Genomic DNA, 20,672 nt, shown 5'->3' on the forward strand with positions numbered 1-20,672 from the left:
TACCGCCCAGGGGTTGGGGTAGTACCAGCGAAGTTGATACTACCCGCAAAGTAGATATATATAAAGGGAATCATTTTCTGCTCTTCGAGGACTCCGCCTTGGCTTCGTCGTTCCGAAGGCTGATGATCGCCAAACAAAAAAGCGTGCCATAACGCTGCACGCCTTTTCTGTAATTTTAGCAACCTTCGGCAAGAAACTTTTCGACACGCGACTTAATCGCGTCCCGAACCGCTCGAAATTGGCTCATGATTTCTTCCTCGGTGCCGGTTGCCTTGGCTGGATCATCGAAGCCCCAATGCCACTTCACGACGTTTTTATTCGAAATCACCGGACAATGTTCGTCTGCATGGCCGCATAACGTAATCACATAGTCAGCCCGATTCAAAATCTCCGGATCGATAACATCCGATGTATGACCGCTAATATCGACGCCAGCTTCCTTCATCACCTGGACGGCACGCGGATTCAGCCCATGTGCCTCCAACCCGGCGCTTTTTACTTCGTACCGATCATTACCGAGCGCCTTCAACCAACCATCCGCCATTTGGCTGCGGCAAGAGTTTCCTGTGCAAAGAAAATAAACGAGTTTTTTGTTATCTGACATGATGATACCTCCTGTTTATGTTAAGCAGCTTCCTTTGAAAAGTACTTTCGCTGAAATCGGAGCGCGACGTTGACCAACGCAATCATCACAGGGACTTCTACAAGAGGTCCGATCACGGCCGCAAATGCAGCGCCGGAATGAATTCCAAAGACCCCAACGGCAACAGCGATTGCCAACTCAAAATTATTTCCCGAGGCGGTAAATGCCAGTGTAGAAGTCACTGGATAGTCAGCTCCGGCTTTTTTGCCCATGAAGAACGAAATCAGGAACATAACGACAAAATAAATTAATAGCGGAATCGCGATCCTCACGACATCCGAAGGCAATTGGATGATCATCTCGCCTTTCAGTGAGAACATGACGATAATCGTAAACAGCAATGCGATAAGTGTGATGGGACTGATTTTTGGAATAAAGACCGTTTCGTACCAGGATCGCCCTTTTGCTTTTACAAGCGAATAGCGAGTAATTATTCCGGCTACAAACGGTATCCCTAAATAAATAAACACGCTCTTGGCGACTTCGACCATCGTAATATCAACAACGACGCCCTCCAACCCGAACCATCCCGGCAAAATCGTAACAAAGATATAGGTGTAGACGGAGTAAAACAAAACTTGAAAGATCGAGTTGAAAGCAACGAGTCCCGCCGCGTACTCGGCATCCCCTCTGCACAAATCATTCCAGACGATAACCATTGCAATACAGCGGGCTAAACCGATCATGATCAGGCCGACCATATATTCTGGATAACCTTGGAGAAAAATTATAGCCAAGAAAAACATTAAGATCGGGCCGATAAGCCAATTTTGAATCAATGAAATGGATAACACTTTGCCATTTCGAAAGACACGGCCGATTTCTTCGTATCGTACTTTCGCCAGCGGCGGATACATCATTAAAATAAGGCCAAGTGCAATCGGTATCGACGTGGTTCCAACTTGAAATTCATTCAAACCGGCGACAAAGTTAGGAAATACGTAACCCAAGCCAATTCCTATCGCCATCGCAATAAAAATCCATAACGTCAAATAGCGATCCAGAAATGAGAGTCGCTTTTTCTTTTGTTTACTCAATTACTGTACACTCCCTTTACTCGCATGTAACTGTCATTCCTCGTTGCTCCAATTTCCGCAGCTCCTCGGACAGATCAGGCAAATGGGACAGAGCATAACCAATTTCCTCTAACCGCTTCTCGTTGATCGAATAGAACACCCATTGCCCCTTTCGCGTTTCGCGGACCAATTCAGCCGTTTTTAGACGGCTTACATGTTTAGAAATGGCTGGCTGGGAAATGTTAAAGATGGGAACCAGTTCACACACGCAGCAATCGCGAATACGGAGCAAAGAGAGGATTTTCAACCTTGTCGGATCGGCTAGAGCTTTCAGAATATCCGCTATCTTTTCAAATTCCATTGTCATGATTATCACCCCATATTAAAACCATATAACCATATTGTTATTTGTATTAAAAAAAGTCAATACCGAAATTTACGCCCTCCTCATAACCCATTTCCTGAGATAAAGGTAAAGTTAATACTTGCAAATTGCAAATAAATGCGGTATAACTGTTTCATGAGAGGTGAGGCACCGTGGAAAATGTGGAAAATGTACGTGAATTATTTCAAATCATGACTCGTCGCTTTGGCTTTCTGAATAAAAACTGCTGTTCTGCGGGTGGCTGTGACATCTCCGTCATTCAAAGCCATATCCTTTATGAAATTGATCGTCAGCACAAGCCTTCTATTCAGCAAGTAGCAGAGACATTAGGGACCGATATCACGACATTTAGCAGACAGGTCCAATCGTTAATCAAGATGAATTTAGTCAAGAAAACGCCCGATCCAAACGACCGGAGGGTGCATCTTCTTTCCTTAACGACAGAAGGCAAATATGTTGCGGGGGCGATTGACCGGCAAATGAATGACTATTTCAACGAAATCTTTTCACACATGAACGATTTTGAAAAAGATACGGTCATACGCTCGATCAAACTATTAAACGAAGCGATGGCGAAATCCAGCCAATGCTGTTCAGCCCCTTTTTGAGGGTGTCTTTTTTCTATAATACTTGCAATTTGCAAATATTTAAAATGAAGGAGAGAGGATTCATGAATCAATTAAAGAATGATCAAATTCGCCAAAATGTACGCAGCCGGTATAAGGAAATCGCCTTGCAAGAAGTGGAGTCGGGCTCGTGCTGTTCACCAGCTTCAAGCTGCTGCGGATCGGCTAATGGCGTATCTTCGCAGCTGGGCTATTCTACTGAAGAATTAACGGCGGTTCCGGCCGGCGCGAACCTTGGCTTAGGTTGCGGCAATCCGCAAGCCATCGCGGAGCTGAAACCGGGAGAAGTCGTATTGGATCTTGGCAGCGGCGGCGGTTTCGATTGTTTTCTGGCGTCTCGACAGGTTGGGGACACCGGCTATGTGATCGGGGTCGATATGACGCCGGAAATGGTGAGTCGCGCTCGCAGCAACGCCGTCAAAGGAGGATTCACGAACACGGATTTTCGGCTAGGGGAGATCGAGCATTTACCGGTCCCGGATCAAACGGTGGATGTGATCATTTCCAACTGCGTCATCAATCTTTCGCCGGATAAACAGCAAGTCTATGACGAAGCATTCCGTGTCCTGCGATCCGGCGGGCGTCTGGCCATTTCCGATGTTGTCACAACGGCAGAGCTTCCGGCGGAAATCAAAAACGACCTGGATGTTTTATATTCAGGGTGCATATCCGGAGCTTCGTCGGTTGACGAACTAAAAACGATGCTTGCACAAAGTGGATTTAAGGATATCGCAGTCGAGCCAAACGAGGAATCCCGGACGTTTATTAAAGATTGGGTTCCTGAGTCGAAGGTAGAAGACTATATCGTCTCGGCAGTCATTAAAGCTGTCAAACCATAAGATTCATTGGGAATGGCAGGGGCGAGAGGTCCTAGGAACCGTGACGCGAGTCAATCCCGGCGCACGGCGGGCGCGCCTTCAGACCGAGTCCGGACCGGAATGGATCGCGTTCGCGGGCATGATGGGGCCGCGGCCGATTCGCCGGATTAACGGCGGGTAAATTTGTGCAAAACCAAGGTAAAACCAAAGAAGCTGCTGATCTGCCGCTGGCAGGTCGGGAGCTTTTTTTGTTAACGCCAGGTGAAATCAATTTGCTTGCTTCTGAAATGGAAGTGGGCGGGAAAACATCATTTTTTAGGAAAGAAGTCGCCGACCAAGGTAGGATGGCATGACGTAAAAGCGTCACCCGGGATGCTGGAAAAACGCTAGTCCCAAGCTGGGACCTGGGAAGCTTTTTTTGCGATGGGCTGTAACGGAAGCAAATCGCGAAAAACCGCAGAATGACGCGATTTTCGGACAAGACTTTGGTATCAATTTTGTAACCATTATGGAAAAGGGTGTAAAAATTGAGCGAAACCTAGATGAATTTTGCACGTCTATTATCACGAAATGACCCAACCGGGCAAGTATGCCGAAAATCCGTATCCCCCCGGAAAACAGACCCAACTGTAAAACACTCCCATCAGCCTAGTTACACGACAGGTCCGCTTGGTTCATGATTAAAAGTGATTTTGAGAAGCGGAGGTGCGAATCGGCCATACTGGATCATCACCTGCATAGCTGCATAGAAAGCGGCAGTACGTAAGATCGCTGCCTCATAGGAGAGGCCGGGCACGGCAGGGGCTTCGATCTTTTCGGAACTTGCACGAGAAGAAGAACAGCGAGGTGAACTAAGGGTAAATCCGATGACGACATTAGCGAAAAAACGATTAGCGATCGGGCTCGTTCTGGCAGGCCTCTTGATCGCAGGCTGCGTGGTGCTGGTCGTATTAAACTGGCCGCCGCCCCATTACAGCTATGCGGCAGAGGACGGAACCGAGCTGAAGTTCCGCACCGAAGGCGACAAATTTCTCGCCTATGACGGCGAGAGCCGCTGGGAGGAACTGTTCGTCAAAGGCGTCAACCTGGGGGCGACGGTGCCGGGACATTTTCCTGGGGAATTTCCGATCACGGAAGACGACTACTTACGCTGGTTCCAACAAATTGACGATATGGGCGCAAACGTCATTCGTATTTATACGGTGCACAACCCGGTGTTCTACAAGGCGCTCGTCAAATACAACCGGGACAAAGGGAAGGATCCCCTCTATTTCATTCAAGGGATCTGGTCGCCGGAAGAGCAGCTCATTGAGCAGCAGGACGCTTATATTCCGGGGATCAAGGAAGCCTTTCACAAGGAAATTGAAAAAGCGGTCAAAGCTGTATACGGCGATTTGAAGGTGCCCAAGCAGCCGGGAACATCGGGCGGCAAATATACCGCCAACGCTGGTCCTTATCTCATGGCATGGCATATCGGCACCGAATGGGACCCGGAAATGGTGGATAATACGAACCGCAAGCACGCGGATGTTACGCCGTATCAAGGACAGCATTTTGCGGCGACCGAGGAAGCAACTCCGTTTGAGAGCTGGCTCGCGGAGCTGGTGGACGACACAGCTCAGAAGGAGCGGGCTTACGGTTGGGAGCATCCGATCACGTTTACGAATTGGGTGACCACGGATGTGCTGGAGCATCCTGGTGAACCGTTGTTCGAGGAGGATCTGGCCAGTGTGGATGCCACCCATATTCGGCCGGTGAAATGGGAAGCAGGATACTTCGCTGCTTATCACGCGTATCCGTACTATCCCGACTTTTTCCATCTGGATAAGACGCTCGAGACGATTCCGGATGGAAATGGGGATTACAACACCTATAAAGCTTACTTACAGGAGCTCAAAGCTTACTATAAGGACATCCCGGTTATGATTACCGAATATGGCGTCCCGTCTTCGCTGGGCGTCTCCCACCTCGGCCGAGGGGGACGGAACCAGGGGGGGCACAACGAACAAGAGCAAGGTGAAATCAACGTCTCTTTGACGAAGGATATTTACGATACCGGATATGCCGGCGCGATCTTGTTCATGTGGCAGGATGAATGGTTTAAGAAGACGTGGAATACGATGCGCTTTGAGATCCCGGAGGATCGACGCGCCTTTTGGCTGAATGTGCTTACGAACGAAAAACAATTTGGCCTGTTGTCCATGGGTCCCGGAAAAGAAGACGATCTCATCATCGACGGCAAGCTGGACGATTGGGACAACCTGCCGGAGGGAGAGGTCCAAGCCTGGGATCAACCAGCATCTGGCATCGACCGGCTGCAGGTGACCCATGACGAAGCTTATGTGTATGTCGGGCTGCGGCTCAGCGAGCCGTTCGACCCTGCGAAGCGGCTCATCCGCCTCGGTGCAAACACACAGCCTGGCGGCAACCAACCGGTGACGGAGATGCCAGGGTTGCGGTTAGACGACGGCCTGGAAGCGATCGTGAATATCGGAAGCGATGAGGAGACTGAGGTGCGGGTGGCGCCAAGCTACGATTTCCACCGCCGTCTCTACGGGCGGCACGGTTATTGGATGCTGGACGATCCTACCGAGGAGCAAACCGTGCAGTTTCAACCTTGGAAGCTGGCGGTCAGCTTGACCATGAAACCTCCGGATACCCGATCGGCCCATCCGTTTCAGGACATGACCGTTGGGCAGCTGATTCGCGGCACAACCGACACGGGAAGCGATGATTTCAACTCTCTCGCTTCGTGGCAGTACAGCGGCAATGAGGTAGAACTGCGTATCCCTTGGATGCTGCTGGGCTTCGCTGATCCCAGCTCGCGCCAGGTTATCGACTACCGGCCTTTGAAGGAGGACCTCGCCTTCTCGACGACCGAGACCGACGGCATCACCTTCGTGCCTTGGATTGAGGAGCGAAGTGAATCGGGGACAGATCACGGTGACAGCGGGGAGAACGTTGCTTTGGACACGTTCCCCAAATACGTATGGCAGCCTTGGGAAACCGTGCAGTACACCGAGCGGCTTAAGTCCGGTTATTACGCCTTGCAGGCGTTCTACCGCAGCTTGCCAGATCGCAGGACCACGGGAGAATAACCAGGCGCCGAGAGGAGGAAATGAAGATGGCGGGTCAGCATCTTGGCCTGGCAATTGCCTTTATTTATGTATGCCTGGAGCTGATCGGCATAGGCATACTGCTCTTGTTTTACTTAAAGATCCGGCATTTGCGCATTCAGCGTAAAACGAAGGAATACTTGCAGAAGCACCAAGACTATTTCATGTTCCTTCAGGCTCATTTGGGCGATGCTGAGGAGCTTCCGCTGCCGCCGGGCAAGCTGACTGAGCTGGAACGGCGGGTGATCCAACAGCGGGTAACCGAATGGATCGAACAATTTAAGGGCGATCTGCAGCAGAAGCTGATCGCATTATGTTACAACGCTGGCTTTGTCCAGCAGGACCTGAAGCTGCTCGACAGCTTGTTCTACGGCCGGCGGATCGCCGCCGCCTACCGGCTTGGCGGGATGCGGGCGGTGGAGGCGGTGCCGCGGCTGCTCACGATGCTGAAGCATCAGAAATACAGCCCGCTGAGCATCGTCATTGCCCGCTCAATTGCCAAGAGCGCGGAGCATGAGCAGCAGCTCAGAGATATGCTGGTCTATCTGTTGCGTCATGGCAAACCGATTCACCATCTCGCCGCTGATATTCTGATGGAGACGCGGCTGGACACCAGTCGGCTTCTGCTTCAGTTGATGAAGGAGGATAACCCGGATCTGGTGAAGGTGGCGATGGCTGCGATGCGCGGCCAAGAAATGCCGGGGCAAGTCCCGGCGCTGGGGCGTTATGCGTTTGCGCTTGAGAGGAGGGAGACCACTGCTTAGAGATATTTTGCTGATTTATGGTCTGTTTGCGACGTATTACGTCATGTCGGTTAACTTGATTTATTTTTCGATTATGACGTTCTCGTTCCGCCAAATTCTGACGATCTTCCGCCGGGCGGCCTATTCGAAATACAACACGCTGTCCGGCTCCGAGCTGGTACCGCCGGTCTCGCTGCTGGTGCCAGCCTTTAACGAGGAGCTCACGGTCATCGAGAATGTGAAATGCCTGCTGACCCTCAATTATCCGACCTATGAGGTCATCGTCATTAACGACGGGTCGAAGGATAACACGCTGGGCGTGCTGCGGGAAGAATTTGAGCTGATGCCGCTCCCGAATCCAGACGTTCGTCACACGATCGACTGCCAACCGATTACGGCGGTGTACCACAATCCGAAGTACCCGCATCTGTACGTCATCGACAAACCGAACGGCGGTAAAGCCGATTCGCTGAATGCCGGCATCAACCTGGCGCATTATCCGCTCATTTCTTCGATTGATGCCGACTCGTTGCTGGAGAAGGACGCGTTGATCCGGATGGCCCGGATGTATATGGAAAATCCGGAGGAAACGGTGGCCATCGGCGGCGACGTGCGGATTGCCAACGGCTGCATGATTGAGAACGGGGCAGTGAAAGAGGTTTCGCTGCCTCGCAAAATCTGGCCGATGTTCCAGGCCACGGAATACTTGAAGGCGTTCCTCGGCGGCCGGATCGGCTGGAGCTCCATCAATGGGCTGATCATCGTCTCGGGAGCGTTTGGCCTGTTCCGCAAGGATTACGTTATTGCCGTCGGCGGTTATCGCGGCGGGTATCCCGGCGAGGATATGAACATCATCATCAAGCTTCATCGCTACATGCTGGAGAACAAGCTGAAGTACCGCATCGCGTTCTGTCCGGAGGCGGTGTGCTGGACGCAGGCGCCGGACACGTACCGGATTCTGTCGAACCAGCGCAAGCGTTGGGGCCGCGGGAACCTGAAGAACATGATCGAGAACTACGACATGGCCTTTAATCCGAGATACAAGGTGATGGGGCTTCTGACGATGCCGTACAACATTATTTTTGAAGCGCTGAACCCTTATTTTAAAATCACGGGGCTGCTCGCCCTGATTGGGTACACGCTGATGGACATGACGCACTGGCGGATTCTTGCGATCTTCTGGCTGATCAACTTCCTCAGCGGTTACGTGCTCAGTATCGGGGCGCTCTTACTGGAGGAACTGGCGTTCAAACGATTCGACAAGCTGTCGGATTTGTGCAAGCTGTTGTTGTTCTCGGCGCTAAAGTTTTTCGGTTACGCGCAGCTCGGGGGATTGTGGCGCATCCAGGGACATATCCAGTTTATGCGCAATAACAACTCCTGGGGGACGATGACCCGTCAAAGCTGGCAGGACAAAGGAGATTCGGCTGCCAAAACAGCCAAGCCGGCCAAGTCAGCCTAGGGAACAGAGAGCTCCCTCCCCCGCTTTGCGGCGGTTGCCGGAAAGGAGATGATAGGGCAAAGGAAGGCTTGGATCCAAGAAGTAACCAAACTTAAGGATAAACTTACGGAAGAAGAAAGGCGGGAATGAATGATGTCAAACCTGACAGCACTGCATAACCAAACGGAACAATCCGGCTTATACGCCGGCATGGGGCAACGCGTGAGGGAAACAGCCAGCGAGGTAAACGGGGTGGTATTCATTTATTCCGCAGGCGGCCCCTCTTACGTGGCATCCCAGGTGCGGGGAATTTTGGAGTCTGAACCTGGACTTCAGTTTGATGTATGGAGCGGGGATGAGCCAGGAAGCGTGGCGGTACTGCTGCCAGGCCTGACACTGGATGCGGTTCACTATCAAGGCTTGCGCCTGAAGCAGCAGCTGCAGGAGCGCATTGCCGATTACCGTCCGCGGATGGCGCTGGCCAGCTTCACTTCGCAGGCAGCGATTACCCCGCAGGTGCTGAGTCAAATCGAGGAAAAAGCCAAACAGAATTACTCCGATGATATTTATATTTTTACCAAGGCTGACATGCTGGTTGTCAAAAGCCGAGTCCTAATCGTGGAAGGGGATCCGGCGGTACGCGAATTCCTTCAAATCCGGCTGAATATGCAGGGCTATGAAACGATGACAGCCGATAACGGCTTGACCGCCCTGGACTTGATTGCCGATTGGAAGCCGGATCTGGTGCTGACGGAGCTGAACCTGTACGGGATCGATGGACTGCCGTATATCCATCAAATTCAGAAGGTCGGCAACGAGCAGATGCCTAAAATCGTTGTGCTAACGGAGCAGCGGGTCGAGAAAACGATCAGCTTATGCTTCCAAAACGGGGTAGACGATTATATCACCAAGCCGTTCTCCCCGGTTGAACTCGACGCGCGAATTCGCCGTTGCATCCAATAATATCTGATTCCAATACAGAGAACATAATGGAGGTAGAAACCTGTGAACAATCATTACCAGAAGCTGATGAATGCGATTGAATCGAAAACCGCTGTACTGGGCGTAGTGGGTTTAGGTTATGTCGGCTTGCCGCTGGCAGTGGAAATGGTGAAGCAAGGATTCCGAGTGGTGGGCATCGATCTGGATACATCAAAAATCGAGAAAATCCACCGCGGAGAATCGTATATTCACGATATCCCGTCCGAAACGCTGGCCGAAGTGATGGCTACAGGGCGATTCCAGGCAACCACGGATTACGCGGTACTGTCCGAAATTAACGCGGTCAGCATCTGCGTGCCGACGCCGCTGAGCGAAAATCAGGATCCCGATACCTCCTATATCGTCACCGTGGTGGATCAGTTGAAGCGGTACATGAAAAAAGGCATGCTGATTACGCTGGAAAGCACAACTTATCCGGGGACGACGGAAGAGCTGATTCAACGCGAGCTGGAGAAGCTGGGCTATACAGTAGGTGAGGACTTCTTCCTCTGCTTCTCGCCGGAGCGGGTCGATCCGTCCAATCCGAAATTTAATACTTACAACACCCCGAAAGTCATCGGAGGAACTACCAAGGCTTGCTTGGATTTGGGGACGGCACTGTATTCCCAATATGTCCAAACGGTTGTTCCTGTGTCCTCGCCTAAAGTGGCGGAAATGTCCAAGCTGCTGGAGAACACGTTCCGCAGCGTGAATATCGCTTTTGTGAATGAAATGGCTATGATGTGCGACCGCATGGGCATCGATATTTGGGAAGTCATCGACGCGGCGAAGACCAAGCCGTTTGGCTTTATGCCGTTCTATCCGGGACCAGGCATCGGCGGTCACTGCATCCCGCTGGATCCGATGTATTTGAGCTGGAAAGCGAAGGGCTTCCGGTTCTACAGCCAATTCATCGAGCTGGCGCAGTCGACCAACGACAACATGCCTTATTATGTCGTGAATAAAACGTCCAAAATCATGAATGAATATGCCAAATCGATTAAAAAATCACGCATCCTGATCCTTGGCATGGCGTACAAGCCGGACATCGCCGACCTGCGCGAATCGCCGGGATTGTCCGTATACGAGCTGTTTAAGGACAGCGGCGCCAAGGTGGACTATTACGACCCGTATGCGACAAGCTTCCGTGAAAAATCCGGCGGCGTGGTGCACAGCGTCGAATACGACCTTGATCGATTCAAAGCCTACGACTGCATCGTCCTGGTGACGAATCACAGCAACTTCGATTATGAAGGCATCGCTCACCTCGGCGTGCCAATCGTGGACACGCGCAATGCGTTCCGTGACTATCCGCTGCCGCATGTGTATAAGATCGGCCACTCGGTTGCACAAGTTCAGGAAGAGTCCCCAGCGTTGATCGTAGGTTAAGGATACGAGTCTTGATACTCAAAAAACCGATCTTCGTCCGCCTTCGGGCGTTGTCGGGAAGCAAGCGGCCGACCCTGCTGGTGCTTGGCGGAATGCTGCTATTGGCTTTGCTTATGTTATTGGCTTTTATCCGGCCATCAGGTTCACAAGCGAAGGCAACCTGGATTTGGGAAACGAAGGTGATCGAACAGCAACCGGACGAGCTGCTGAACTTCGTCCGCAGGCAGGGCGTGAATACAATCTTCTTGCAAATTGGCAGCGGGGTAGAGCAGGGCAGTTACCGCAGCTTCATCCGCGCTGCCTCCCAGGCAGGTATCCAGGTGCATGCTTTAAGCGGTCATCCGGATTGGGCGCTGCGGGAGCATCGGGGCGAAGCCGAGGCGTTTCTGAAATGGGTGATCGACTTCAACCGGGAAGGGAAGCCGGAGGAGCGGTTTGCGGGCGTCCAACTGGACGTTGAGCCCTATTTGCTGGACCGTTGGCGGAACGATCAAGAAACCGTGGTAGAGCAATGGATGGAGGGCATCCGTATCTGGACTGAAGAGGCGAGATATAACGATCTTGCGATCGGTGCGGCCGTTCCATTCTGGCTGGATCGGATAGATCACCCGAGCGGAGCCCTGAAGCTGCCGCTGGGCGACTGGATGGTTGATCAGTTCGATTACTTGGCGATTATGGCCTATCGGGATGCTGCAGGCCGCATCTATGAAATTTCACAGCGGACGCTAAATGAAGCGGATCGGCAAAAGAAACGGGTCTGGGTGGGCGTCGAGCTGGGCGAGAGCCGGGAAGGGCCCGGCGTCTCCTTCCATGATCTGCCGCTTGCTTCGCTGGACCGGGAAATGGAAAGGTTAGAGGAGCTGGGGAAAAGGCACGGATCGTTTGCCGGCATTGCCGTTCACAGCTATGAAGCTTGGCATCGTAAACTCAATGGGCCGTAATAACAGAAGGCTGCCCCATAGAAATAGACGGGGACAGCCTTTGTTTTGATCTTGGTTAGGACAGTCTTCTCTGTTTTTGCTATAATAAAACTAATTGGCAGTTGTGGAAATGGAGAGATTGGCATGATCCTACATAAAGGCGAAATCTTGTTCCGTCAAGGGGACGATGGTTCTTTTCTATACCATATTAAGAGCGGGCTGTTTAAGGTAACGCGTCTGCACCCGAACGGGAACATGGTTTTGTTTAATATTTTGTACCCGGGGGAAACGGTACCGCATCATTCCTTGATTACCCCGAAAGAGGTGCACGGGACGGCGATCGCTCTCATGCGCAGCGAGGTTGAAGCGATCCCTGCGCAGGTATGGTATCGCGAGCTTCAGGAGGATCCGAAGAAGCCGCTGGAGGTCGCGCAGCTGTTGCAGGAGAAGGTTCGGTTCATGCAGGAGCGGCTTGACCATTTGACGATAGGGACGCCGGCTGAACGTCTGGAGCTGCTGACGAAATGGCTGGGACAGCATGCTCATGGCGTACCTTTGACCGATTATTTGACTCAAGAAGAGATCGGACAGCTGATCGGCGTGCGGCGAGAGACGGTGAACCGGCTGCTGCGCAGCCATGGTCACGAACGGTCATAAGAAACGGCTTCACGAACAAAAGCGCGGATAACCGGGGATTGCTCCGGTTATCCGCGCTTTTGGTATGCCGCTTATTCGTCCAGGGTTCCAGCCGGTCCAAAAAATTCAAAGTGAATCCGCTCTTCGGGCACGCCCCATTCCTTCAGGGCGCGGCGAACCGCCTTCATGAAGGGAACCGGGCCGCAGAAGTAAAAGTCGCTGTCAGCTGTCGTAATCGTCTTCAGCCAAGGCAGATCGATATAGCCGGTTTTGTCGCAGCCTTCGCCGGCTTCGGACGTTTCATATACGGTGTAGGTACGCAGATTGTCGTTGGTCCGTGCGAGCTCGGCAATATGCTCCTTCATCGCATGGTGCTTCGCGTTGCGAGCGGCGTGGACATAGACGATATCGCGTTTGATTTCGCCTTGCAGCGCTGCTTCCAACATGCTGACCATCGGCGTAAGACCAACGCCGCCGCTGAGCAACACAAGCGGCAGGTTCGACGATGGATTCAATGTGAAATCGCCGGCCGGCGCGCTAAGTTCGAGCACATCGCCTTCTTCGATCTGGGTATGCAGATAGGTCGAGACAATGCCCGCCGGGCGGTCCTCCGCAGCATCCTCCCGTTTCACCGAAATCCGGTAATACGGCTTGCCCGGTGCCGTGGACAGGCTGTAATGGCGCAGATGGGTAAACTCCTGGCCTTCCGGTTTCACACGGACAGTAATGTATTGCCCCGGCTCATAGGCGGCAATCGCTTGGCCGTCCTCCGGCTTCAGATAAAAGGAGGTGATCACGTCGCTCTCCTTAATCTTCCGGTCAACGATGAAGCGGCGGAATCCGCGCCAACCGCCTTCTTTTTGCTCGGCTTCGCGGTACATCTCCGCTTCTACGCTGATAAATACGTCCGCAATGACACCATATGCCTTAGCCCAAGCATCAAGGATTTCCTCGGTGGCGGCGTCACCCAGCACCGTCTTGATGGCGGCGAGCAGGTTCTCGCCAACAATCGGGTATTGCTCCGGCTGGATTCCTAACGCCCGGTGCTTCTGGGCAATGCCGCGAACGACCGGAAGAATCTCTTCCAGACGGTCAATGTGCGCCGCAGCGGCATACACCGCATTCGCCAGCGCGGTAGGCTGTTTGCCTTGGCGTTGGTTGGCATGGTTAAACACGTTGAGCAGCTCGGGATGATTTTTGAACATGGTCTGATAGAAGGTTTTCGTAATCGTTTGTCCATGAACTTCGAGAACAGGTACGGTAGATTTAATGATTTCGATCGTCTTTGAATCAAGCATCGGTGGAACCCTCTTTCCTTGATTTTTCGTTCCACCTCAGTATAGGAAGGCTTGAATGGTCAAAAGGTGACTTTCGTCACATCGAAAATTGCCAATGTGTGAACTGTTACTAAAATGCAATGACATCTATCACACAATCCAAGGAAATAAATTGGCTTGTCGCCTGTCCCGTGGAGTCATGATTTGTTTTGTGGTATAATATGAATAGAAGAAATTCTAACAGAAAGGATCAGGATACCATGAGTCCCCGAAGGACGAAATCCCAAAGGACGATTTGGAAACGTTGTGATCTCTCTTACACTTAGCTCCTTTCGTAGCTAGTCGGTATTTCGGCGACAAACCTACGAAAGAAGCGTGAAATCATGCGAAGGATGAATTCCTCATGGACTCACTCCGTAGGGTGTTGCCGAATGGTCAACCAAACTACGATAAGAGGGATTCCAAATGAGGACAATAGCAAGATGGCAGACGTACGGTTCTCGGTTATTAATGATGTTAGCAGGATCTAGTTTATTGGCGTTTACGTATTACCACATCAATTTTCAGAACGGATTGTTGGAAGGCGGATTTGTTGGCCTGGCGTTGCTTGGCAAATATTTGTTTAACCTGCCTCCGGCCTTGACCATGATCGCACTTGATTTGCCGATCGTGGTGCTTGCCTGGTGGTTGAAGGGCCATCGGTTCGTGCTGAATACGGTGGTGGCATCACTGACGTTTTCGCTGGTTTACGAGTTGTGCGAGCAATTTTCGCCGCTGTCGATGAACCTGCACGGCAACCTGCCGTTGGCCGCATTACTGTCGGGTCTTCTCACCGGTTTCGGTGCGGGACTTGTACTGCGGGCCGGCGGAGCGAGCGGCGGGGACGATATCTTGTCCATGCTGCTAAGCCAGTGGTCCGGCATCAAGATCGGTACAATGTTTATTATCATGGATGCGGTCGTGCTGACGGTCTCATTGTTATATTTACCATTCAAAGAAACGATGTTTACCATATTGGCAGTGCTGATCGCCGGCAAAGTGATCACCTGGACCGTCCATTACGGTCAGGGACAGCTAACGCCGATGCGGCTGCCTTACCATCCCATCAAAGAGAAAACGGCTCGAGCTTAAGGCTCGGGCCGTTTTCTCTTTGATGGATCAGGATCTCCAAGATCCCTGCTGCCGGCGGATCAATACGATTTGTCCGGCATGATAGGCATCATGCAGCATCCAGCGGGAGAGTTCGTGTCCGTACGACTCGCCCGTATTGGCGTATGGTGCCTCTAGGGCTTCATCGGTTAAAGAAGCGATCGCCTCGCGCAATTCCTGTTGGATTCGTTTAGTTTCGGCCAGAACGTCGGCCCATGCCGCTTCATACGAGGTCCCGCCGGTTCCGGCGAAGGTGTCTTCGTTTTTTTCTAAGGCCGGGCCCGGATTGATTCCTCTTAAGCGGCTGAGGATCCGCCCGTTATAATAATTGATGTGATTGACGGTTTGCCAGATCGTATTTCCGCCTCCCGGAGGAGCCCAAGCAGCTTGCTCGGCGGTCAATCCCTCCAATGCTGTCGACAACGGTACGATCCATTCCTCGACATCCCAAGTATTGTCCTTTTGCACAACGAGTAAATCGACGGGGGTAATGCTCATTCCATTTCCTCCTTATCATTGTAACTGGCTAATTACGATTTCAAGGGTTACAATGATATTGTAGCAGAAGAAATGAGAAATGTAACCATTTATTTATTGATTAGGTCGTTACGAATTTGGGGGGCTTCGAAGTGGAGACATTATGGAGCGATTTTTTGAACAGCGAGTGGCATGATTGGCGGGGAAGCGGACGCAGCGAAGATCGGCTGGAGAAGCTGACCTGGCAGCAGTGGTTCCTTAATCACTGGCAATTGACTGCTCCTGTACCGATGCCGGTGGAAGAGGTCTTGGCCATGCGTCATTTTCGGGAACGCCTGCATGCCTTAGCGGTCAAATTGGCGGGAGGCGGCCAGATGGAGGAAGCGGATTGGCAGATGCTCAATGAACATTTGGTGCAGGATCCGGTTACCCGCAGGTTGTCCGGAGAACCGGGAGACATCCGACTGCAATATGTTCCAGTGACGGAGGACTGGCGCCATGTGCGGGCAGAGATTGCCGCCAGCTTCAGCGAAACGCTGCTTCACGGAGAAACGTCAAGAATTCGCCTGTGTGATAACCCGGATTGCCGCTGGTTTTTTTACGATGACACGCGTAACCGGACGAAGAAATACTGTGAAGACAAGACGTGCGGCAATTTGATGAAGGTGCGGAGGTTTCGCGCCCGGAAGAAGGCGGGAACCGATCCAGGCGAGCAATAGCTTGTTCTTCATAAATAACAAGAACCAGGCGGCCGAGAGGGGCTGCCTGGTTCTTGTTTCAGGTATTACTTTTGTGATTTTGGCTCATCTTCAAACAGGTACAGATATTCTCCGTATCCTTCCTTCTCCAAATCGGCCTTCGGCACGAAGCGGAGCGCTGCCGAATTGATGCAATAGCGAAGTCCTGTTGGTTCCGGACCGTCCTCGAAGACGTGACCCAGGTGGGAATCGCCCAGCCGGCTGCGCACTTCAGTGCGAATCATGAAATGGCTGGTATCGGTCTTCTCCTTGATGTGATAGCCCCGGATCGGGCGGGTAAAGCTCGGCCAACCGCAGCCGGCATCGTATTTGTCACGGGAGCTGAACAACGGCTCGCCGGAGACGACATCCACGTAAATGCCTTCTTCTTCATGGTCCCAATACTCTCCGGTAAAAGGACGCTCAGTCGCATTATTTTGTGTGACCTCGTATTGGATTGGCGTCAACTTGCGCTTCAGCTCTTCCCGATCGGCAGGGCCGGACCAGTGGCGCTCCAGGAAATCTTCACGTCCGGAACCTTTGCGATACAGCCGATAGTGTCCCGGATTTTTCTTATGATATTGCTGATGATACTCTTCGGCAGGATAGAATGGGGCTGCCGGCAGAATCGGGGTGACAATCGGTTTATCGAAGCGGCCGCTTTGCGCAAGCTCTTGCTTGGAAGCTTCCGCTTCCAGACGCTGCTGCTCATCATGATAAAATATCGCGGTCCGGTACGAATCGCCGCGGTCATGGAATTGGCCGCCTTCGTCCGTTGGATCAATTTGCTGCCAATACAACTCCAGCAGCTTGCGGTAAGGAAAGATGTCCGGGTCGTACGTAATTTGCACGGCTTCGTAATGCCCGGTATTCCCGGCGCAAACCTCCTCGTACGTAGGGTTCACCGTATGACCGCCGGTATATCCAGAAATAATGCCATGAACGCCGGGCAGTTCCTCGAATGGTGATACCATGCACCAGAAGCAGCCTCCGGCAAACGTGGCTAATTTGAGATTGGAATTTGATGATGAACTCATTTGGGATCCCTCCATTTCATCACTATTATAACTTGTTTTGGCACAAAGCCAAAATGATAGCATAAAAGGCTGGTTCTCTCGTAAAGTGCGTGCTATAATATAACTCAATAAAACATGCATGGTTCCCAAAGGGGAGTAGCTGTTACAATAAAGTCGTCATTACGGGAGTTATACATACCCCGGCTTTATTGGCAACGAAGAGTTGTTAGCGAGACCTTTGCCCGTAGCGAGTATTGGGTAAAGGTCTTTTTTGATGCGTATATGCGTCGTGCCCAATACGGACACGGCGTATTTTTTTTGGAACGGTGGGATCTTCCCGTAGTCCCAGCCATATCGAACGTCCGATTGTACCGTCTCGCAGCCTTTGCAGGCCTGCGGCAATTGACGTGAATGGCGAGGCCGTTATCCAGAAAAAATAGATCCGTTGCATGGAACATTTAGAAAGGGGAGAGAACATGGACTTACTGTCACCGGAATTTTGGATGGCCTTATTATCCATCGTCCTGATCGACCTCGTCTTAGCCGGGGATAACGCGATCGTCATTGGGCTTGCCGCCCGCAATGTGCCGCAACAGGATCAGAAGAAAGTTATCGTATGGGGGACCCTGGGGGCGATTCTGATCCGGGTGATCATGACACTGCTCGTCGTGCAGCTGCTCAACATCCCGGGTTTACGACTTGCCGGGGGGCTTGCATTAGTCTGGATTGCTTATAAACTGCTGATTGAGGAGAAAAGTCATGAGATCAAGGCCGGAAACCAGATGTGGGCGGCCATCCGCACGATCATCATCGCCGATGTCATGATGGGCCTCGACAACGTGCTTGCGGTAGCTGGCGCGGCGCACGGGGACACCATGCTGGTCATTATCGGTCTGGCCGTATCCGTACCGATTATGGTTTGGGGCAGCACGATGATTTTGAAGCTGACTGAACGCTTTCCGATCGTCATTACGATTGGGGCAGCCGTGCTGGCTTGGACAGCATCCAAGATGATCGTCGAAGAACCGCTGATTCATGACTGGTTCGCCAGCCCTTGGATTAAATACGGCTTCGAGCTGCTCATCATCGCCGCTGTCGTGCTGCTGGGCAAATTCATGAAGAAGCGCAAAGCGCGGCTTCACCAAGCGAAAGCGATGCCGCAGACAAACGGAAGTTAAAGGAAAAACGCATGCAAACAACGCCGCAGGCGGCCGATCATTTGGCCCGTCGCGGCGTTGTTTTTTTGCGATTTTTTGGCTCCGGAGTTAAGTGTTGTTCTCCCGGGCAGATAAACGAAACTGCTTAGGCGACATGCCAAACCGCTTGCGGAATACTTTATGAAAGTAGTTGTAGCTGGGGAAACCGGAGCTTTCCGCAACGTGCTCCAGCGACAGAGGGCTGAAAATAATCCGCTCGCGCGCCATGTTCAGCCGCACCTCCAGCGTGTATTGAATCATGCTGGTGCCAAAGGCCTGCTTGAACAGATGCACCGCCCGCGACACGCTGATGCCGACGTGGGCTGCAGCGTCCTCCAGCTTAAATGGGGAGGAGGCGTTTTCTTCGATATAATTTTTCAGACGGTGGGCAAGATAGGTAGGATAGGTGGGCTGCGGCTGCTCGAGCAAATTCCGTTCGATCTCCAGGCACAGAATCTTCAAGTAGTACTCGGAGATTTCCGGCATCGGGTTGGAGATGCGGCGCTGCTCCAGCATAATCTGCCGGAAGGCCCCAACCATCCCTTCGGACAGGGGAACCTTCAAGCGGTGCGGAAGCGGCCGGCGGTTCCACCAGGACTCGATCCATTCCCCGGACAAAAAAATATGGTAATCTCCGCTGGAAACCACCGGTTCGCCTGTTCCGTTCGTTTCGGCTTCGATTTTCAGCTCGTAAGGGTCCCCGGGGGCAAACAGCAGCAAATCCCCAGGCTCAAGCAACTCCAGCCGCCCGTTTAACCGCGTACGGCATTTGCCTAACGTCTGCAGGCGGATCAGATAATTTTCGTGCCCGTTCGGCTGGGTCGTGTGGAACGGCTTGCGGTGCAACGAATAGCCGGCATGTAAAATTTGCAGGTTTACCTCTTTGTTCATCGGTGTCCTCCACAGGGTTCTCGAAAAAAATGACCAGATTGTTCATGTTTCAATCATATTATTCATTTTACATTGGAGCAATTTGAAATACCATGGTACATGGGTAGCGCATCAAATTGACAAACATCTGCTTGGCAGGAGTGACCAAAATGACAGACATCCAGATTGGCATTATCGGCTGCGGCAACATCAGTCCGGCTTACCTCCGTCATTTGGCGAAGAGTGACAGGCTGAAGGTTGTGGCGCTGGCCGACCAGTTTCCGGAGAAGGCGCGCGAGCGGGCCGAGGAATTCGGAATTGAAAACGTATTCACAGTTGAAGAAATGTTGCGGCATCCTAAGATCGACCTGATTCTGAATCTCACGGTGCCTTCGTCCCATGCGGCGATTAACATTGCGGCTCTGGAGCACGGCAAGCATGTCTACGTGGAGAAGCCGCTGGCCATCCACTTGGAGGATGCCAGTCGAATGCTGGAGCTGGCCGCTGCACGCCATCTTCGCGTCGGCTGTGCCCCGGATACCTTCCTTGGCGCCGGACTGGAAACGGCCCGCAAGGCGATTCAAGACGGGCTGATCGGCCGTCCGGCGGCAGCCAGCGCGTTTATGGTAAGCGGCGGGCCGGAGAGCTGGCATCCGAATCCGGAGTTCTTCTATGCAGAAGGCGGCGGGCCGATGTTCGACATGGGGCCGTACTATCTGACGGCGCTGGTCCAATTACTTGGACCGATTCGCCGGATCAGCGGTTCGGCGGGAAGCCAGATTCCGGAGCGGACGATCGGGTCCGGTCCCAAAGCGGGCACCCCGATTCCCGTTCATACGCCAACCCATTACAGCGCAACGCTGGATTTTGTGGGAGGGGCGATCGGTACGCTGGTGACCAGCTTTGACGTGCGGGGCGGCAGCATGCTGCCGCGGATTGAGATTTACGGCACCGAAGGTACGCTGGAAGTCCCTGATCCGAACTGGTTTACCGGTGAGGTGAAGCTGCGTCGGGCCGGGGAAGAGACTTGGGAGACGCTGCCGCCGGTGTTTGCCAGCGGAGATAACGAGCGGGGACGCGGTATTGAGGAAATGGTGCAAGCGATACAGGAAGGCCGGGAGCATCGAGCCAGCGGCAAACTGGCTTATCATGTCCTGGAGGCGATGCATGCGGTTGCCCGGTCCTCGAAGGAAGGTCGGCATATCCTGTTGAGCCCTGTAGAGCTCTAATCGGACT

The 20,672-nt window shown here is 52.5% G+C and carries 21 protein-coding genes; 14 read left to right on the forward strand and 7 right to left on the reverse strand.

Going from position 1 to position 20,672, the window contains the following annotated elements; all coding sequences use genetic code 11:
- Nucleotides 1–175: 175 nt before the first annotated feature.
- From arsC to POTG_RS12945, 3 genes are read right to left on the reverse strand one after another with little or no spacing between them, the layout of a single operon-like run.
- Nucleotides 176–604 carry an arsenate reductase (thioredoxin) gene (gene arsC, locus POTG_RS12935; protein ID WP_009225278.1) on the reverse strand — a complete coding sequence of 143 codons (429 nt, stop codon included), beginning with the start codon at nucleotides 602–604 and terminating at the stop codon, nucleotides 176–178.
- A 20-nt stretch (nucleotides 605–624) separates the two neighbouring features.
- A complete protein-coding gene (gene arsB / locus POTG_RS12940) occupies nucleotides 625–1,680 on the reverse strand; it encodes an ACR3 family arsenite efflux transporter (protein WP_009225279.1) in 1,056 nt (351 codons plus the stop codon).
- Nucleotides 1,681–1,696: 16 nt separating this feature from the next.
- A complete protein-coding gene (locus tag POTG_RS12945) occupies nucleotides 1,697–2,020 on the reverse strand; it encodes an ArsR/SmtB family transcription factor (protein ID WP_016311641.1) in 324 nt (107 codons plus the stop codon).
- 185 nt (nucleotides 2,021–2,205) lie between these two features.
- On the opposite strand from POTG_RS12945, the gene POTG_RS12950 reads away from it, so the two are divergent.
- From POTG_RS12950 to POTG_RS12990, 10 genes are all read left to right on the forward strand, one after another.
- Nucleotides 2,206–2,652, forward strand: coding sequence for a MarR family winged helix-turn-helix transcriptional regulator (locus POTG_RS12950; RefSeq protein WP_009225281.1), 447 nt, complete (start codon nucleotides 2,206–2,208; stop codon nucleotides 2,650–2,652).
- Between the two features lie 62 nt (nucleotides 2,653–2,714).
- On the forward strand, nucleotides 2,715–3,509 hold the full coding sequence (locus POTG_RS12955) for an arsenite methyltransferase (protein ID WP_009225282.1): 795 nt from the start codon (nucleotides 2,715–2,717) through the stop codon (nucleotides 3,507–3,509).
- A 164-nt stretch (nucleotides 3,510–3,673) separates the two neighbouring features.
- Nucleotides 3,674–3,841 carry a hypothetical protein gene (locus POTG_RS23900; RefSeq protein ID WP_157273437.1) on the forward strand — a complete coding sequence of 56 codons (168 nt, stop codon included), beginning with the start codon at nucleotides 3,674–3,676 and terminating at the stop codon, nucleotides 3,839–3,841.
- Nucleotides 3,842–4,354: 513 nt separating this feature from the next.
- Nucleotides 4,355–6,586, forward strand: coding sequence for a hypothetical protein (locus tag POTG_RS12960; RefSeq protein ID WP_009225283.1), 2,232 nt, complete (start codon nucleotides 4,355–4,357; stop codon nucleotides 6,584–6,586).
- A 26-nt stretch (nucleotides 6,587–6,612) separates the two neighbouring features.
- Complete coding sequence (locus POTG_RS12965; protein WP_050769756.1) at nucleotides 6,613–7,368, forward strand: hypothetical protein; 756 nt, start codon at nucleotides 6,613–6,615, stop codon at nucleotides 7,366–7,368.
- A gap of 43 nt (nucleotides 7,369–7,411) precedes the next feature.
- Entirely contained in the window at nucleotides 7,412–8,809 is a 1,398-nt protein-coding gene (locus POTG_RS12970) for a glycosyltransferase family 2 protein (RefSeq protein WP_036645316.1), read from the forward strand.
- A gap of 132 nt (nucleotides 8,810–8,941) precedes the next feature.
- Nucleotides 8,942–9,751, forward strand: coding sequence for a response regulator transcription factor (locus POTG_RS12975; RefSeq protein WP_028538296.1), 810 nt, complete (start codon nucleotides 8,942–8,944; stop codon nucleotides 9,749–9,751).
- A gap of 66 nt (nucleotides 9,752–9,817) precedes the next feature.
- Nucleotides 9,818–11,158, forward strand: a complete 1,341-nt coding sequence (locus POTG_RS12980) for a nucleotide sugar dehydrogenase (RefSeq protein WP_036645319.1) — start codon at nucleotides 9,818–9,820, stop codon at nucleotides 11,156–11,158.
- 11 nt (nucleotides 11,159–11,169) lie between these two features.
- Entirely contained in the window at nucleotides 11,170–12,099 is a 930-nt protein-coding gene (locus POTG_RS12985; protein WP_009225288.1) for a hypothetical protein, read from the forward strand.
- 123 nt (nucleotides 12,100–12,222) lie between these two features.
- Complete coding sequence (locus tag POTG_RS12990; RefSeq protein WP_009225289.1) at nucleotides 12,223–12,735, forward strand: Crp/Fnr family transcriptional regulator; 513 nt, start codon at nucleotides 12,223–12,225, stop codon at nucleotides 12,733–12,735.
- A 71-nt stretch (nucleotides 12,736–12,806) separates the two neighbouring features.
- Here the strand turns inward: POTG_RS12990 and hmpA are convergent, their stop codons facing one another.
- Complete coding sequence (hmpA, locus tag POTG_RS12995; RefSeq protein WP_009225290.1) at nucleotides 12,807–14,012, reverse strand: NO-inducible flavohemoprotein; 1,206 nt, start codon at nucleotides 14,010–14,012, stop codon at nucleotides 12,807–12,809.
- A gap of 444 nt (nucleotides 14,013–14,456) precedes the next feature.
- Here hmpA and POTG_RS13000 point away from each other — a divergent pair, with 444 nt between their 5' ends.
- On the forward strand, nucleotides 14,457–15,122 hold the full coding sequence (locus POTG_RS13000; RefSeq protein WP_009225291.1) for a YitT family protein: 666 nt from the start codon (nucleotides 14,457–14,459) through the stop codon (nucleotides 15,120–15,122).
- 27 nt (nucleotides 15,123–15,149) lie between these two features.
- Here POTG_RS13000 and POTG_RS13005 read toward each other — a convergent pair whose 3' ends face one another.
- Nucleotides 15,150–15,638, reverse strand: a complete 489-nt coding sequence (locus POTG_RS13005) for a DinB family protein (protein WP_009225292.1) — start codon at nucleotides 15,636–15,638, stop codon at nucleotides 15,150–15,152.
- Nucleotides 15,639–15,769: 131 nt separating this feature from the next.
- On the opposite strand from POTG_RS13005, the gene POTG_RS13010 reads away from it, so the two are divergent.
- Nucleotides 15,770–16,336 carry a CGNR zinc finger domain-containing protein gene (locus POTG_RS13010; RefSeq protein WP_009225293.1) on the forward strand — a complete coding sequence of 189 codons (567 nt, stop codon included), beginning with the start codon at nucleotides 15,770–15,772 and terminating at the stop codon, nucleotides 16,334–16,336.
- A 65-nt stretch (nucleotides 16,337–16,401) separates the two neighbouring features.
- Here the strand turns inward: POTG_RS13010 and msrB are convergent, their stop codons facing one another.
- Nucleotides 16,402–17,391 carry a peptide-methionine (R)-S-oxide reductase MsrB gene (gene msrB / locus POTG_RS13015; RefSeq protein ID WP_009225294.1) on the reverse strand — a complete coding sequence of 330 codons (990 nt, stop codon included), beginning with the start codon at nucleotides 17,389–17,391 and terminating at the stop codon, nucleotides 16,402–16,404.
- 455 nt (nucleotides 17,392–17,846) lie between these two features.
- Between msrB and POTG_RS13020 the strand changes: the two genes are divergently transcribed.
- A complete protein-coding gene (locus POTG_RS13020) occupies nucleotides 17,847–18,548 on the forward strand; it encodes a TerC family protein (RefSeq protein WP_009225295.1) in 702 nt (233 codons plus the stop codon).
- Nucleotides 18,549–18,635: 87 nt separating this feature from the next.
- On the opposite strand, the gene POTG_RS13025 is transcribed toward POTG_RS13020, so the two are convergent.
- Nucleotides 18,636–19,457: an AraC family transcriptional regulator gene (locus tag POTG_RS13025; protein WP_009225296.1), complete on the reverse strand. Its 822-nt coding sequence runs from the start codon at nucleotides 19,455–19,457 to the stop codon at nucleotides 18,636–18,638.
- Between the two features lie 149 nt (nucleotides 19,458–19,606).
- Here POTG_RS13025 and POTG_RS13030 point away from each other — a divergent pair, with 149 nt between their 5' ends.
- The gene (locus POTG_RS13030; RefSeq protein ID WP_036645265.1) at nucleotides 19,607–20,665 is read left to right on the forward strand and encodes a Gfo/Idh/MocA family protein; all 1,059 of its coding nucleotides are present in this window, start codon (nucleotides 19,607–19,609) and stop codon (nucleotides 20,663–20,665) included.
- The last annotated feature ends 7 nt before the right edge of the window (nucleotides 20,666–20,672 follow it).

The organism is Paenibacillus sp. oral taxon 786 str. D14 (assembly GCF_000159955.1).
GTDB classification, from domain to species: Bacteria; Bacillota; Bacilli; order Paenibacillales; family Paenibacillaceae; genus Fontibacillus; species Fontibacillus phoenicis.